We start from the raw sequence: 14,599 nt of genomic DNA on the forward strand, positions 1-14,599 counted from the left end.
ATACCAGGTGTAAAACGGCGCATTCGATTCGTCGAGCACCTTCGTGAACGGCTTGTGCCACGACAACGTCTCGCGAGCGAGCTTCGCCCAGAATCCTTCGTAGTCGTGCTCCGCGTGCTCCATCAGCGCGCGGTACGCGTCCATTCCGGACACCGTCGCATTCGCCACCAATTCGGGGGGCGGCGCAAAGACGCGACTTTCATGAAGGACCGATTCAATCGCAGACATCGACAACTCCTAATCGACAAGATGAAATTTTCTATCCGCCGCCGGCGCGCCCGTCGTTCGAGCATTCGGTCGGGCAGCTTGCAAGCTGGCGCCGATGGATGCGGCACTGCAACATGAAGCGCATCCATCCCGGGTATCGCGTAACAATCCCGAGAATATTCCCTGCACCCGCCCTGCCGCAACTCGCGTGATACCTACCGGTCGCTCTGTCCTATACGCCGCGCTGGGGATTGAATACTGCTGGCGAGATGATCCATGCGCACATCGCGCTTGCTTTACCGTGGCCCAGGCGCGCCCATACAATGCCAGCCTGACCCATGCCCCCGCACCCCATGAATCGATACGCCTGGTTTCTCATTGCCGCCATGCTGCTCGTCGGCAGCAATGTCGGGATCGGCAAGTCGATCGTCGCTTTCGTCCCCGTCCCGCTTTTCGCCACGCTGCGTTTCGTCATCGCGCTCGCCGTACTTTGGCCGCTTTTGCGTGTGAGCAAAATGAAACGCGTCAAGCGCGACGAATGGTTCAATCTCTTCCTTCAAGCTCTTTTCGGTACGTTCGGCTTCACGCTGCTGATGCTGAGCGGAGTCGCGCGTACCAGCGCGGTGGCGGCCGGAGTCATCACCAGTACGATCCCGGCCGTGGTCGCCCTGTTCGCATGGCTTTTTCTGGGTGAAAGACCTACGGGCCGGGCCATCGTCTCGATCGCATTCGCCGTCGCCGGCATCGTCGTCATCAATCTCTCGCAAGTCGGCGCACACGCACCCGCGCGGCCCGTTGCGGCATCGCTGGCCGGCAACCTGATGGTGCTCGGCGCCGTTTGCTGCGAATCGCTGTACGTGATCTTGTCGCGCCGCCTCACGCAGACATTGGCACCGATCGATATCTGCGCTTACACGCACCTGTTCGGTTTCCTGCTCATGTTGCCGCTCGGCGCCAATACGCTCGCGCACTTCGATTACACGAGCGTGCCCAGCCACACCTGGGTGCTCGTCGTCTGGTACGGGCTGTCCGCCAGCATCTTCTCGTTCTGGCTCTGGATGAAAGGCATCCGCCACGTTCACGGCAGCCTTGCCGGCGTCTTCAGCGCCGTACTGCCCATCGCGGCTGCCGCGTACGGCATCGTATTTCTGGACGAACGCCCCACATTCGCGCACGGCATTGCTCTCGCGTGCGTCATGGCCGGTATTGCGCTGGCGAGCGTCGGCACGAAACGCACGCCGCCCGTCGCCTCCTGATCGGGCGCCGGCTCCGGCGGGCCCGGGCGGGTGCCGGGCTCCGAGACGAACGGCCAATGCACAGCGCGGTACAATAGCGCGATTTTTCGCGTTTTCCCGGCGGCCGGCGCGCCGCCTCGCCCCCACAGCATCCAAGCCATGACAGTCATCAAACAGGAAGACCTGATCCAGAGCATCGCCGATGCGCTGCAATACATCAGCTACTACCATCCGCTCGACTACATCCAGGCACTCGGTCGCGCGTATGAACTCGAAGCCAGCCCGGCGGCGAAAGACGCCATCGCGCAAATCCTGACCAACAGCCGCATGTGCGCGGAAGGCCGCCGGCCGATCTGCCAGGACACCGGCATCGTCACCGTCTTCGTGAAGGTCGGCATGGATGTGCGTTGGGGCAGCGAGAGCGGCCCGGCAACGATGGGCGTGACGGAGATGATCAACGAAGGCGTGCGCCGCGGATATCTGAATCCCGACAACGTGCTGCGCGCCTCGATCGTCAATCCGCCGGAAGGTGCGCGCAAGAATACGAAGGACAACACGCCGGCCGTGATCCATTACGAGATCGTGCCCGGCAACACTGTCGATGTGCAGGTCGCGGCCAAAGGCGGCGGCTCGGAGAACAAATCGAAGTTCGCGATGCTCAACCCGTCCGATTCGATCGTCGACTGGGTGCTGAAGACGGTGCCGACGATGGGTGCGGGCTGGTGCCCCCCCGGCATGCTCGGGATCGGCATCGGCGGCACGGCCGAGAAAGCGATGGTAATGGCGAAGGAATCGCTGATGGATCCCATCGACATTCAGGAAATCATTGCGCGCGGCCCGCGTGACTGGATCGAAGAGCTGCGCATCGAGCTGCACGAAAAGGTCAATGCCCTCGGCATCGGCGCGCAAGGCCTCGGCGGCCTTGCGACCGTGCTCGACGTCAAAATCATGGCCGCGCCGACGCATGCCGCCTCCAAGCCCATCGCCATCATCCCGAATTGCGCGGCCACCCGTCATGCGCACTTCACGCTCGATGGATCCGGCGCCGCGAAGCTCGAGGCGCCCCCGCTCGACGCCTGGCCGAAGGTTCAATGGGTGGCCGACACCGAGACGAGCAAACGCATCGACCTCAATACGCTCACGGCAGAAGAAGTCGCCAGCTGGAAGCCGGGGCAAACGCTGCTACTGTCGGGCAAGATGCTCACCGGTCGCGATGCGGCGCACAAGCGCATTGCGGACATGCTGGCGAAAGGCGAAAAACTGCCGGTCGACTTCACGAACCGCGTGATCTACTACGTCGGGCCCGTCGATCCCGTCCGCGACGAAGTGGTCGGCCCGGCCGGCCCGACCACGGCCACGCGCATGGATAAGTTCACCGAGACGATGCTGTCGCAAACGGGTCTCATCTCGATGATCGGCAAGGCCGAGCGCGGCCCGGTCGCGATCGAGGCGATCAAGAAGCACAAGGCGGCTTATCTGATGGCAGTCGGCGGAGCGGCCTATCTGGTGTCGAAGGCCATTCGCGGCGCGAAGGTGCTGGCGTTCGAAGACCTCGGCATGGAAGCCATCTACGAATTCGACGTGACGGACATGCCGGTCACGGTGGCGGTCGACTCCACGGGTACGTCGGTGCATGAAACCGGCCCGAAGGAGTGGCGCGCCAAGATCGGTAAGCTGCCCGTGGTGCCGGCTTAAGGCGACGACCTGGCCGCGGCGTCTCGCGTGCGAAAGCCGGGCCGTCGCGCCCGGCTTTTTCACTGCGGCACGCCGAACATCGTCCGATCGGTCAACGCTCGCGCACGCGGCTTGGCATTTCGGACAGCAGCGTTTATCGTTCGCAAACAGATGCCTCACGACAAAGGAAGATCATGCAAGGCGACAAGCAAGTTCTCGACTATTTGAACCGCCAACTGACCAACGAGCTGACGGCAATCAATCAATATTTCCTGCACGCCCGCATGTACAAGCACTGGGGGCTCGAAAAGCTGGGCAAGCACGAATACGATGAATCCATCGGCGAGATGAAGCACGCCGACATGCTCATCGAACGCATCTTCATGCTCGACGGATTACCGAACCTCCAGGATCTGCACAAGCTGCTCATCGGCGAGGAAACGCGCGAGATTCTCGAGTGCGATCTGAAGCTCGAGCAAGGGTCGCAGGCGACTTGCAAGGAAGCCATCGCCTACTGCGAATCGGTTCGCGACTACGTCTCGCGCTCCATCTTCGAAAAAATCCTCGACGATACGGAAGAACATATCGATTGGCTCGAGACGCAACTCGATCTCATCGATAAACTCGGCATTCAGAATTATCAACAGTCGGCAATGGGTTCGATCGAATCCTGATCGAGCAGTAGCCCGACTACGCGATCGTCGCTTCGTCGCTTCGTCACTTTGTCACCTTTCATGACGACCACCCCAACTTCGTTCGAAAGCAGCCCGGCGGGCACCGTTCCCGATCTGGCCGCCGCACCCGTCGGGATCTTCGATTCCGGCCTCGGCGGTCTTTCCGTGCTGCGGGCCGTTCGCACCGTGCTGCCCGGCGAGTCCCTCCTCTACGTGGCCGACTCCCGTCACGCCCCCTATGGCGAGCGCGACCACGCGTATATCGTCGAGCGCACGCTCGCCATGGGGGACTGGATCGTTTCGCAAGGTACGAAAGCGCTCGTTGTCGCTTGCAACACGGCCACGGCCGAGTCGATCGCCGCGCTACGCGAGCGCCTGCCCATTCCCGTCGTAGGCGTCGAGCCCGGCATCAAACCGGCGGCCGCGCAGTCGAAGACGCGCGTGGCCGGGGTGCTGGCCACGCCCGTCACGCTGAAAAGCGAGCGGTTTCGCCAACTGGTGGAGCGCCACGCGGCCGATTGCCGCTTCATCTGCCAACCGGGACACGGCCTCGTGGAGGCGATCGAACGCTGCGACATCGATTCGCCGGCGCTCTCGCGGCTCCTCGAGGGTTACATCGAGCCCATGCTGGAAGCGGGCGCCGATACCCTCGTCCTCGGTTGCACCCACTACCCGTTCCTCGATACGGCCATCCGCCGAATCGTCGGAGACCGGTTGACGCTCATCGACACGAGCGTTGCCATCGCCAGACAGCTCGAACGCATCCTCGATACTCACGGGTTGCGTGCTGTGCAAGGCACCGCACCCGCGGCGCCGCGCCTCTGCTCCACGAGCGACGGAGCCCATCTGCGGCAGCTGGCCCAGGCTCTCTTGAGCCTGGATCTGCCGGTGGAGCAGTTGCAGCCCGTTGGCGCGCCCGGCTCGGAACGCGGCGTGGCCGGACACGCTCCCAAGGCGGCATAACAGCAAAACCGTTTACACCGGCCTACACCGGCCCGCCCTTCCTGCCCCAATAAAGGGGCAGGACATCCTTCCCCGATAAAAAAACAACGCACAGGCTTGCAAAGCGTTGCGAACGAAATGATAATAGTTCGCATTAACGTTCTCTACTGCACGAGCCATGATTGTCTGCGTCTGCAAGTCCGTTTCGGACCGGAAGATTCGCGCCGCCATCGCGGAAGGTGTCGATTCGTTCGACGAACTGCAATTCGAGTTCGGCGTCGCCACGTGCTGCGGCAAGTGCGAGGAATCGGTGCGAGACGTCATGGCACAGTGCGGGGTATGTGAGACGCGCTGCGGCGTGCAGCGCCCGGCGCACGCACATCCGATGGAAGTCACTTTTTACGATCGCAAAGCTGCTTGAGCATTGCGCAGTTTGCTTTCGCTGTTTATCTTTTCGTTCGGCGCGCCAGTTTCGTCACCCGCCAGCAGCCGCTCGTGTTCGTCGGAGGACTTCGAGATGGAATTGCTTATCGGTTTCGCCATGGCGCTGGGTATCTCCCTCCTGATTTTTCGCGCATGAAGTGCCAGCCATTGGGTCGCGCGCGCCATGAAGTCGGCGCACTGCCGTATTGATGATGGGCGCGCCATTGAACGTCCCGGCCTCGACGGCATCGGCGCTGCCGCCAGCGGCGCGCATGCGCGCAGTGTCGACCGTGGCCGCGGTTGCCATCATCCACGTCGTGTTGATCGCCCTGATCATGCGGGCGAGCGAGCGTACGGCCCCGCCCGTCGAGATCGAATCTCCCGTCATCCGCGCACAATTGCTGAGCCCCGAACCGGCGCCAGCCGCCCCAAGCGCATTACGGTCGAGCCCCGCGCCCGCTCCGGCACCCCAACCCGTCGTGAAAAAGCACATCGAGCCGCGCGTGCAGCCGCCAGCGCCTGTGCACACGGTGTCGCCGCGCGTTCCCGACCATCCAGCGGCGCCCGCGCCATCAGCCGCGTCACAGAACAAGCCCGAGCCGGCTGCGGTCGTCGCGCCTCCCAAAGCGAACGAGGCGGCCAGCCAGCCGGCTCAGCCCGCGCCGGCCGCCACAGGGCGCGAAACGCTTGCGATGAGCGCGCCCAAAGACGTACGTCACGTCGACTGCAACATCGTCAAACCGGACTACCCCGCGTTATCGCGTCGCCGCGGGGAAGCCGGCACGGCGGACGTGAATTTCGTGATCGGCCTCACGGGTACGATCGAAAACATCGAACTTGCCAAGAGCAGCGGCTACCCGCGGCTCGACGAAGCGGCGCTTGCTGCGATGCGCGCGAGTTCTTGCCGTCCTTATACGGAAAATGGCTCGCCGGTCCGCGTGGCCTATACGAAGCCGTTCATATTCGCGTTCGGCGATTGACGTCACCGAGAAAAGAGGAAACCAATGCAGAGCTACGGTGTAGCCCATGTCTGGGCACAGGGCGATTTCGTCACGCGCGCGATTGCGATCGCGTTACTGGCAATGTCGTTGATGTCGTGGAGCGTGATCATCGCGAAGGGATGGAGCGCGCTCCGGCTGCGCCGCCTGACGAAGCATGCCGAGCGCGATTTCTGGCATTCCGGTGATTTCACGAGCGGCATCGAGAAGCTTGGCGCATCGGCGCGCGCCGCCCACGACAACCCTTTCCTTGCGCTCGCGCTGTCGGGCCAGGAAGCCGCCGATCACCACAAGCGAACGCAGCCCCATTTGCACGATCAACTCGACGTTTCCGAATGGATCTCGCGGTGCTTGAAGGACACGATGGACAATCGTGTCGGGCATCTGCAGAGCGGCCTCGGCGTGCTCGCGTCGATCGGATCGACTGCGCCGTTCGTCGGGCTCTTCGGTACCGTATGGGGCATTCATCGTGCGCTGATCTCCCTCGGTGCGAGCGGCGCGGCATCGATCGATCAAATCGCCGGCCCGATCGGTGAAGCGCTCGTCATGACGGCGTTCGGGCTGATCGTTGCGATTCCGGCCGTGCTCGGTTACAACGCGCTCACCCGCTCGAACAAGGCGATCGTCGGAGGTCTGCGTCGGTTTGCCCACGGCCTGCACGCGTATTTCGTGACAGGGACACGGCTTTCATCGACGGGAACGGGAAGCCTGCGCCTCGCGACGCGCGCGAACTGAACACGGGACGGGCAACGACCATGCAAGCCTTCGATGTCGATGACGACGACGATCTGATGAACGAGATCAACATGACACCGTTTATCGATGTCATGCTCGTGCTGCTCATCGTGTTCCTCGTAGCCGTTCCCGCGATTCATCGCGCAATCGCGGTCGATCTCCCGCAAGCCGGGGGAAGCGCGCCGGCTCCACGTCCCGCCCATGTGAGCGTCAGCGTGCGCGCCGACGGCGCCCTCTTCTGGAACAACGAGCCCGTTGCGCCGGACGCGCTGTTGCAACGAATTCGGAAGACGGCCGAGGCCGATCCACAAACCGAGTTGCATCTCGAAGCCGATCGGAAGGTTCCGTATGAGCGGGTCGCCGAAGTCATGTCGATGGCGCAAGCGGGCGGATTGACGAGAATCGGTTTCGTCACTGCACCCAAGCCGAACGCGGCGCCCGTTGAGCGCGCATTCCGCGCTCAATAAAAAAGGCCCTCATCATGCGACGAGGGCCCTTTTTTTCATGCGCACACGGCGCCTTCGGGCGGCGGGCTCGCTCGCCATCGGGGTAGCGGGAGCACGCAAATGCGACAGCCGTGATCGTCACGGACAGCGCGTTTCAGCCCTATTCGGCTTGCTATGAGAGAAGCCGCCATATTCCGCACTGGACCGCCAGCGCGAACGGGATTCCACTATAGGTCTCCCTGCCGGACGGTTCAAGCGAACCGCCATAGAAACTACTGATCGTCGCCGGCGCTTCAATGACAAAAGCGATGCACCCGCCTCATGGCGCCACCAGGGACGCTTGCCGTTGCGCCGCGCGAACCTGCTCTTTTGTGGGGCATTCGCCCGGATGTTCGGCCCGATCGATGACCTCGACGAGATAATCGACGAAGGCGCGCACCGCCGGAATCATGCCCTGTCGCGAGACGAACACCGCGAAAAGTTGCGGCGCCGGCAACGTCCAACCCGGCATCACGGGCGAAAGCTGTCCCGTTCGCATGGCGGCGCCATACATCATGACAGGCAATGCAGCGATACCGACACCGGCCAGCACTGCGTCACGAATCGTCGTGAGATCGGCCGTCACCACGCGCGGCTCATGCTCGTGCGCGTGCCGCTTGCCATCGGGTGAAATCAGATTGAACACGTGGCGCCCGTCCCCGCTCGGGGTATCGAGCGTCTCGAAGCGTGCCAGATCGGCCGGAACAACGGGCGGCGCATGCTGGCTCAGCAGGCTCGGGGCTCCCACGAGCATCTGCTCGGTGCGCCAAAGCGGTCGCGCGACGATGTTGGCGTTGTCGGGCGGCTCCGAACGTACGCGCAGTGCCACATCAATGGAGTCGTCGTAAAGATCCATCACCCGATTGGTCACACGGATCGATAGCCGAATTTCCGGATATCGCAGCAGGAATTCAGGAAGGACGTCCGACAGCAGCGTCTGCGAGACCGTCACTGGAACGCTCACACGTACGGTACCTCGCGGCGAGGACCGCAACTCCTGAACCGCATCCATTGCGGCTTGCGCTTGCGTCAGCATCTCTCGGCAATGCTGGTAAAAGAGCTGCCCCGCTTCGGTCAGTGCAAGCTTGCGTGTCGAGCGCTGCAGTAACCGCACACCCACCGCCGATTCCAATTCCGCCACTCTGCGCGACAGGCGTGATTTCGAAATACCGAGCACACGCTCAGCCGCGGAGAAACCACCGTGTTCAACGACGCGCGCGAAATACATCAGGTCGTTCAGGTTGTGCGAATCGAGCTGCATCTGATTGTTCCATCAATGGGACGGTCCATTGCCCTGGAGGTGGCTGGAATGGCGGGTGCCGGTCCATATAATAAGCCTACACACTCAAACCGCGATGCCCGAGAGGGATCGCAGAGATCACTCCACATGTCAGCCACTCGCAGCATCAGATATACGCTCCCCGCCGTCCGCACGACGGAAGGCGGCGGGTTTGTCGTCCATCGACCGTTCCCTACCCGCATGCTGATGGACTTCGATCCATTTTTGCTGCTCGACGAGATGGGGCCCACCGACTACGCGCCCGGCGCGGCCAAGGGCGCGCCCGATCACCCGCACCGCGGCTTCGAAACGGTGACCTATCTGCTCGAGGGCCGTTTCAGCCACAAGGATTCGGCCGGGCATTCCGGTGTACTGAAGCCGGGCGACGTTCAGTGGATGACGGCCGGCGCGGGGGTCGTTCACAGCGAGATGCCCGAGGCGGCCTTCGCCGCCGGTGGCGGCCGCGTACACGGGCTCCAACTCTGGGTCAATCTGCCGCGCAAGGACAAGATGATCGCGCCGCGCTACCAGGAAGTCCCTTCGGAGCAGATTCCGATAGCGATTTCGCAAGACGGTAAGGTACGAGTCAAAGTGATCGCGGGCGAAGCGCTCGGCGTGCGGGCCACCATCGAAACGCGCACCCCGATCCTGTATCAGCACTTTTCGCTGCAGCCTGGCGGCTCGGTCGTCCATCCGGTGCCGGAAGGGTTCCGCGTATTTGCCTATGGGCTCTCCGGTGTGGGGCGGTTCGGTCCGACGGGGCAAGCCGTTCGCGCGCAGCATATGGTCGTATTCGGCGACGACGGCGACAGCGTGACGCTGAGCGCGGGCGACGAGCCGCTGGAGGTGCTGCTCATCGGCGGCGCACCGCTCAACGAGCCGATCGTGCGGCACGGTCCGTTCGTGATGAATACAGAGGAGGAAATCAGGCAGGCTGTCGTCGACTATCAGACGGGCCGCATGGGCCAGATCGCCCACTGATTCCCGGCTCCGGGCATTGCCATGCGCGCGCTGTCTCTCGCGCAGACGGCGATGAATTGCGTCACAATAGTCGTTCGTGCGGCTGACCGTCTGCGCGCCAGCCGTACGACGGCTATCGGCACCGCAACGTCGAGCCCGCCCTTGAACCCGGAGCCCAGGCATGAGCGAACGCGTCGTCCACGCAAAGATCGGTCCTACCCCCTATCAAGTTCTGTTCGATGACGGTGTCCATCTCTGGCATGCCGACGAACCCGCCGCGCTCGGCGGCGGCGATCGAGCACCCACCCCAGTCTCGCTGCTGCTGTCCGGTCTAGGCGCATGCACTTCGATCACGCTGAAGATGTATGCCCAGCGCAAACAGTGGCCGCTGGAGGATGTGCATGTCACCCTCTCGCTCGAGCCCACCGAAGAAGGTTCGACGATCAATCGCACGATCGTTCTCACGGGGCCGCTGTCCGACGAGCAACGCGAACGGCTTCTGCAAATCGCCAACGCCTGCCCCGTTCACAAAATCCTCACGCGTCCGATCAACATCAATACCGGCCTTGCCGCGGTGCCCCCGTCGACCGTGGATGCCACCGGAGCATGAACGCCTGAAGCGAAGGACCCGTCTTGAATTTCGAACACCTCATCCAGATCAACGACCCGCTCAATCCGCTCGTCGAGAAGCTGACGCGCGAGCAGCTTTGGGAGGGGCTCGTGTTGCGTGCTGAGCAGCCGCAACTGTTCGTGATCGGATTGGATAGCTGCACGATCCTCTCACGAACGGACTTGACGCTCGAACGCGAACTCCACTACGGCTCCGCTACGGTTCGAGACCGCGTCACGCTGACGCCGAACGAAAGTGTGCGGTACGACATTCTCCCGACGCAGGCATATGTGGGCGGCTCGCTTACGATGACGATCGAGCAACCGAACGCATCCCAGCTTTTTCTGCGTTTTCAGTACGAGACGACCCTCCCTACCGCTGACACCGAAGACGCAAGGCAAACGACGGAAATCGTGAAGTCCGCATATCGGGAATCCGATATCGACACCGTGCGCCTCATTCGCCAGTACGCCAGCAACCCGAAAGAACCGCGCGCCTTGCATTAACGGCGAGCCACACGCGAAGTAAGCAAACGGCATCGATACGTCGCTATCGGTGCCGTATCTCGATGAAAATCTTTTTTGCAATTAATAATGATTCTCATTTATACTTTGATTTATCGAATCGAGACATTGATGCGCAGATGAGTGAATTCAACCGCCCGACAACCCTGACTTTGCGACGCGCTATGCCAACCGCCTCACGTCACAGCCGAAACGAACGGACCGATCCGGCTTCTGGTCTGGGCACGGCTTCAGCAAGCGATGGGAGCGGCAGCGAACGTCGCGAGCAGCGCGTGGTGCGCAGCGATACGCTGCTTCAGGGAGGAACGCATGTGCTGATCGCCCATAACGGCGAAACGTACCAGCTGCGCGCAACGCGCCTGGGCAAGCTGATCCTGACGAAGTAACGACCGGGTATTGTGGGGACCACCTCCCAAGAGGTGTTGGGCAGTAGCCAGCCGCGACGGAATTGCACGCGAGTCTAGACCCCTTCGTGCAACCACTTTTTGCAACCGCCGCAGCCAGCCATGCCGTTTTTTTTATGCGGCGTTACGCTGCTCCAGCTCGACTAGCGAGCGAAACCCCAGAACATCAACCACCAGGCGCTATCGGCGACGGCAAGCGCCGCAATATACGGCAGCATTGCCGCTCCACGCGCAAGGAAGGTGGTCGCATAACGGCTGATCACGCGCCAGCCGAGCCATAGACTCCATAGATTCGCGATCGCAAGCACGGCGATTCTGACGCCCGGCGCCCACTCGAGCGGAATGTGCTCCGCGCGCAGCAGCGAAAGCGTCGTAGCGGACAATCCCAGAAAAACGCCGGCGCCTGCAACGGGGATCAGCGCCTGCGTCAGATGATGCAGCCGCTTGAAATCGAACCGGCCCAGCGCGCGCGTAGCAAGCGACAAACAGACGAGCAGCACGGTGCCATAGACGGCGGCAGTCGCCAGAATGTAGCCGACGATGAGCGCGCCATCGAGCCACGAGAAAACATCGTTTTGTTCAGGGTAGTGAGTCAGCAGGAACCACGGTGCACTCGTGTCGAGCGGCCAGGTGATATCGTGATCGATCAGCCACATGGCAAGCGACTGCTTGATCTGCACGAACCACGGGCTGACCGTCCAGTGAAACGCGCCGATGGCGATCCCGAGCAGGCCATAGAGAATCAGCGCGGTATCCCAGCCGCTCGCGGCATCACGCCCCAACTCCACGACCTCCTGCGACGGCGAACGCCATGACAGCGCAATCGCGTCGCGATGCCCGCTGCACCGACCGCACATATGGCAGGCGGCACCGCCTTTCATATTGCGCAAGGGAACGAGCGGCGCACAATTGATCGGAATCACGCGGTGACCGTGCTCGCCGGCTTTATATGAACGCCGCCACGCGTCTTCATTGACCTTGTAATGAAACGGCGCGAGGCGCGCAAGCAAGGCAAACACACCGTTGACCGGGCACAGGTACCGGCACCACACACGCTTTTCCCGGCCATACAGCAAACCGATCGCGATTGCCGCCACCGTCGAGCCGCCTAGTACGAGCAAAACCGCTCGCGGGTACTGATAGACGCTCACCATCTGTCCGTAGATCGTGGTGAGCCCAAACGCGACAAACGGCCAGCCACCCCAACGCATCCAATGTGGAATGGCGCGTCCTCGCCCATGTTTGCTCGCGAATTCCGACAGTGCGCCTTCGGGACAGAGCACGCCACACCAGAAGCGGCCGAGCATCACCATCGAAAGCAAAACGAACGGCCACCAGATCCCCCAGAAGACGAACTGGGCGGCAAGCGTCAAATTGGTCCAGAGATGAGCAGTGTTGTCGGGCAGCGGCATGCAGGCTGGCACGACAATGAGGAATGCATAGATCGATACGACAACCCATTGCACCGCACGAATGACCGCACCGTGACGCTGCATCCATGCGCCAACTTGCGCGAGCCGACTCGAACCCAACATCGTGACCGCGGGGCTGCTCATACCGGGCGGCCCGCTGTAGTTGCCGGCATGCGGCTCGCGCGGCGCGCAAGCCAACCGACGACCGCCCAATACAAAACGTAGGCGACGAGATTGGTCAACGAAGGATGAGCCCGGTAGCCCGTCAATGCGGCGACGAGCGAGCCGACGGTGCTTGAATCGTCGATCAAAGCCGACGTGTTCCACAGTTGCGCGATACCGAGCGGCAATATCTCCTTGTCGATCAACTTATCGACACCGGTCTGCAGCAAGCCCGCACCGAGCAGCAGCAACATGATCTCGGTAACGCGGAAGAAATGCCGCCACGAGAAGAACCGGCCGCCCAATTGCAGGCAGTAGAACGTGAGAAACGCCAGAGCGAGACCGAGCACGATCGCGAGCACATCGGCGCCGCCGACATGTCCGGACTGCCCGAATCCCAGGCCGTAAAGAAAGATGACCGTTTCGCTGCCTTCGCGGGCAATGGCGAGCGCGACGAGGATCGCGATGCCCCAGCCGTTGCCGTCGCGTGTATGGGTCTGCAGCGAGCGCTCCATGTCGCGCTTCAAGGTGCGCCCGTGCCGCTTCATCCAAAGCACCATCTGCACGATCAGCACGCAGGCGACGAGTACCATGCCCGTCTGGAAGTAATCAGCCGCATCGCCCGAGAGGAATTCGCTGAATCCGACGAGCGCAGCACCCAGCGCGATAGCCGCCAGTACACCCACGCCGACGCCGGCCCAGAGAAACGGCAAAGACCGCCGCGCGGACATATCGCCGTTTTTCAGCCACGCATAGAGGATACCGACGACGAGCAACGCCTCGACGCTTTCCCGCCATACGACGAACAATACCTGCCCCATCCGAACTTCTCCGGCACGCGGCAAACGCGGGTTGCGTCCACCGCGCGCAATGCTCGACTCATCCCACTACTTCGCGACGATCACACCCTGCGCGCTCTGATGGAAATCGTCGAAGAACTTGTACTCCCCGGGCGTCAGCGGCGCGATCACGACGAACGAATCCGCGCCCGGTGCAAGCACCTTTTCCTTGCGCAACTGCACGCTCTCGAACTCGACAGCGCCTTTGCCCGTGTTCCGGATTTCGATCTTGATGCGTTTGCCCGCCGGCACCTCGATGCGCGCCGGCTCGACTTTGCCGTCCGCCATGTCGAGCTTGAATGTCGGCAAGTCTTCCGCATGGACCGAGGCGCCGGCCAGCCCGAGAACGACGCCGGCGAGCCATAGACTGAGACGATGAAATTTCATACGTGCAATCCTTCGTCAACGGATCAATATCCGCCCTTCTTGCCGATACCGGCGAACGGGAAGTCGTATTCGATCGTGATCGGCTTGAACCAGGGGCCGACGCCGGTTTCCTTGTCCACGTGTCGGCCGAATGCCATATGGCCCGTTTGCATCGGTGGATTGACCACGAGCTTCAGGTGATACTTGCCCGGGCCGGCGAGCTTGACGTTATCGCCATAGTGCGGACCGTCATCGGCCACCATCGGCATCAGGTCGCCCGTCTGCTTGTAGCTCGCACCTGCTTTCGTGAGTTCGTACTTGACCTGCAGGTAGGGCATCCAATCCCCTTCGGCAAAGCCCGTGGGGTTGTTCTTCACAGCGTGGATGTCCGCCTCGAGATGGACGTCAGAATCGGACGCCTTGCGCATCATCCCTTCCGGATCCATCGTGATCGGCTGCAAATAGACGGCGCCGATCTCCATTCCCCCCTCGATCTTTTGCTTGCCGATCGGGTATTCGGCGGCCGACGCCACCGTGGCGACCATCGCGGCAGCCACGATCAGGCCACCGCGCATCCAGGAAGAACGCTGCATTTACACTCCTTCGAAAGACGACCGCGGGCCATTCCGCCCGCGCTGAACTGTGACTCGACGTAATCCGATCGCCGTTC

19 protein-coding genes are annotated in these 14,599 nt (G+C 62.2%); 12 read left to right on the forward strand and 7 right to left on the reverse strand.

The features are described from left to right. Positions 1–228 (reverse strand): acetyl-coenzyme A synthetase N-terminal domain-containing protein (locus ACO1XS_RS25450; protein ID WP_486391992.1); only part of this gene is annotated, 228 nt, incomplete at its 3' end. Positions 229–560: 332 nt separating this feature from the next. On the opposite strand from ACO1XS_RS25450, the gene ACO1XS_RS25455 reads away from it, so the two are divergent. The 5 genes from ACO1XS_RS25455 (at position 561) to ACO1XS_RS25475 (ending at position 5,153) form a co-directional block, all read left to right on the forward strand. Further along, entirely contained in the window at positions 561–1,463 is a 903-nt protein-coding gene (locus ACO1XS_RS25455) for a DMT family transporter (protein ID WP_331572481.1), read from the forward strand. 138 nt (positions 1,464–1,601) lie between these two features. Then, on the forward strand, positions 1,602–3,137 hold the full coding sequence (locus tag ACO1XS_RS25460) for a fumarate hydratase (protein WP_331572479.1): 1,536 nt from the start codon (positions 1,602–1,604) through the stop codon (positions 3,135–3,137). 173 nt (positions 3,138–3,310) lie between these two features. After that, positions 3,311–3,790, forward strand: coding sequence for a bacterioferritin (gene bfr / locus ACO1XS_RS25465; RefSeq protein ID WP_173258965.1), 480 nt, complete (start codon positions 3,311–3,313; stop codon positions 3,788–3,790). A 60-nt stretch (positions 3,791–3,850) separates the two neighbouring features. Then, the gene (murI, locus tag ACO1XS_RS25470; RefSeq protein ID WP_486391993.1) at positions 3,851–4,753 is read left to right on the forward strand and encodes a glutamate racemase; all 903 of its coding nucleotides are present in this window, start codon (positions 3,851–3,853) and stop codon (positions 4,751–4,753) included. A 157-nt stretch (positions 4,754–4,910) separates the two neighbouring features. Then, positions 4,911–5,153 carry a (2Fe-2S)-binding protein gene (locus tag ACO1XS_RS25475; protein WP_173258962.1) on the forward strand — a complete coding sequence of 81 codons (243 nt, stop codon included), beginning with the start codon at positions 4,911–4,913 and terminating at the stop codon, positions 5,151–5,153. Here ACO1XS_RS25475 and ACO1XS_RS25480 read toward each other — a convergent pair. Next, on the reverse strand, positions 5,132–5,380 hold the full coding sequence (locus ACO1XS_RS25480) for a hypothetical protein (RefSeq protein ID WP_331572494.1): 249 nt from the start codon (positions 5,378–5,380) through the stop codon (positions 5,132–5,134). The genes ACO1XS_RS25475 and ACO1XS_RS25480 overlap by 22 nt on opposite strands. Here ACO1XS_RS25480 and ACO1XS_RS25485 point away from each other — a divergent pair. The 3 genes from ACO1XS_RS25485 to ACO1XS_RS25495 are packed head-to-tail and all read left to right on the forward strand — an operon-like array spanning position 5,368 to position 7,355. Beyond that, a complete protein-coding gene (locus ACO1XS_RS25485; RefSeq protein ID WP_486392013.1) occupies positions 5,368–6,135 on the forward strand; it encodes an energy transducer TonB in 768 nt (255 codons plus the stop codon). The two genes, ACO1XS_RS25480 and ACO1XS_RS25485, sit on opposite strands and share 13 nt — an antisense overlap. A 24-nt stretch (positions 6,136–6,159) precedes the next feature. Next, positions 6,160–6,888, forward strand: coding sequence for a MotA/TolQ/ExbB proton channel family protein (locus ACO1XS_RS25490; RefSeq protein ID WP_481580660.1), 729 nt, complete (start codon positions 6,160–6,162; stop codon positions 6,886–6,888). A 20-nt stretch (positions 6,889–6,908) separates the two neighbouring features. Then, the gene (locus ACO1XS_RS25495; protein ID WP_486391994.1) at positions 6,909–7,355 is read left to right on the forward strand and encodes an ExbD/TolR family protein; all 447 of its coding nucleotides are present in this window, start codon (positions 6,909–6,911) and stop codon (positions 7,353–7,355) included. 298 nt (positions 7,356–7,653) lie between these two features. On the opposite strand, the gene ACO1XS_RS25500 is transcribed toward ACO1XS_RS25495, so the two are convergent. Next, on the reverse strand, positions 7,654–8,634 hold the full coding sequence (locus ACO1XS_RS25500) for a LysR family transcriptional regulator (protein ID WP_331572468.1): 981 nt from the start codon (positions 8,632–8,634) through the stop codon (positions 7,654–7,656). A 126-nt stretch (positions 8,635–8,760) separates the two neighbouring features. Here ACO1XS_RS25500 and ACO1XS_RS25505 point away from each other — a divergent pair, with 126 nt between their 5' ends. From ACO1XS_RS25505 to hemP, 4 genes are all read left to right on the forward strand, one after another. Then, positions 8,761–9,633 (forward strand): pirin family protein, encoded by an 873-nt coding sequence (locus ACO1XS_RS25505; protein WP_486391995.1) that lies wholly within the window; start codon positions 8,761–8,763, stop codon positions 9,631–9,633. A gap of 160 nt (positions 9,634–9,793) precedes the next feature. Further along, positions 9,794–10,222, forward strand: coding sequence for an OsmC family protein (locus ACO1XS_RS25510; RefSeq protein ID WP_486391996.1), 429 nt, complete (start codon positions 9,794–9,796; stop codon positions 10,220–10,222). A gap of 23 nt (positions 10,223–10,245) precedes the next feature. Then, positions 10,246–10,728 (forward strand): SRPBCC family protein, encoded by a 483-nt coding sequence (locus ACO1XS_RS25515; RefSeq protein ID WP_331572462.1) that lies wholly within the window; start codon positions 10,246–10,248, stop codon positions 10,726–10,728. Between the two features lie 137 nt (positions 10,729–10,865). Next, the gene (hemP, locus tag ACO1XS_RS25520; RefSeq protein WP_331572492.1) at positions 10,866–11,132 is read left to right on the forward strand and encodes a hemin uptake protein HemP; all 267 of its coding nucleotides are present in this window, start codon (positions 10,866–10,868) and stop codon (positions 11,130–11,132) included. 161 nt (positions 11,133–11,293) lie between these two features. Here hemP and ACO1XS_RS25525 read toward each other — a convergent pair whose 3' ends face one another. The 4 genes from ACO1XS_RS25525 to ACO1XS_RS25540 all read right to left on the reverse strand — a co-directional run bounded on the left by ACO1XS_RS25525 (position 11,294) and on the right by ACO1XS_RS25540 (position 14,522). Beyond that, entirely contained in the window at positions 11,294–12,685 is a 1,392-nt protein-coding gene (locus ACO1XS_RS25525) for a 4Fe-4S binding protein (RefSeq protein ID WP_440559030.1), read from the reverse strand. Between the two features lie 17 nt (positions 12,686–12,702). Next, positions 12,703–13,545, reverse strand: coding sequence for an FTR1 family iron permease (locus tag ACO1XS_RS25530; protein WP_331572458.1), 843 nt, complete (start codon positions 13,543–13,545; stop codon positions 12,703–12,705). Between the two features lie 66 nt (positions 13,546–13,611). Continuing rightward, on the reverse strand, positions 13,612–13,950 hold the full coding sequence (locus ACO1XS_RS25535) for a cupredoxin domain-containing protein (RefSeq protein WP_331572456.1): 339 nt from the start codon (positions 13,948–13,950) through the stop codon (positions 13,612–13,614). Between the two features lie 23 nt (positions 13,951–13,973). Further along, a complete protein-coding gene (locus ACO1XS_RS25540) occupies positions 13,974–14,522 on the reverse strand; it encodes an iron transporter (RefSeq protein ID WP_331572454.1) in 549 nt (182 codons plus the stop codon). Positions 14,523–14,599 lie beyond the last annotated feature (77 nt).

This window comes from Trinickia sp. (assembly GCF_057351765.1).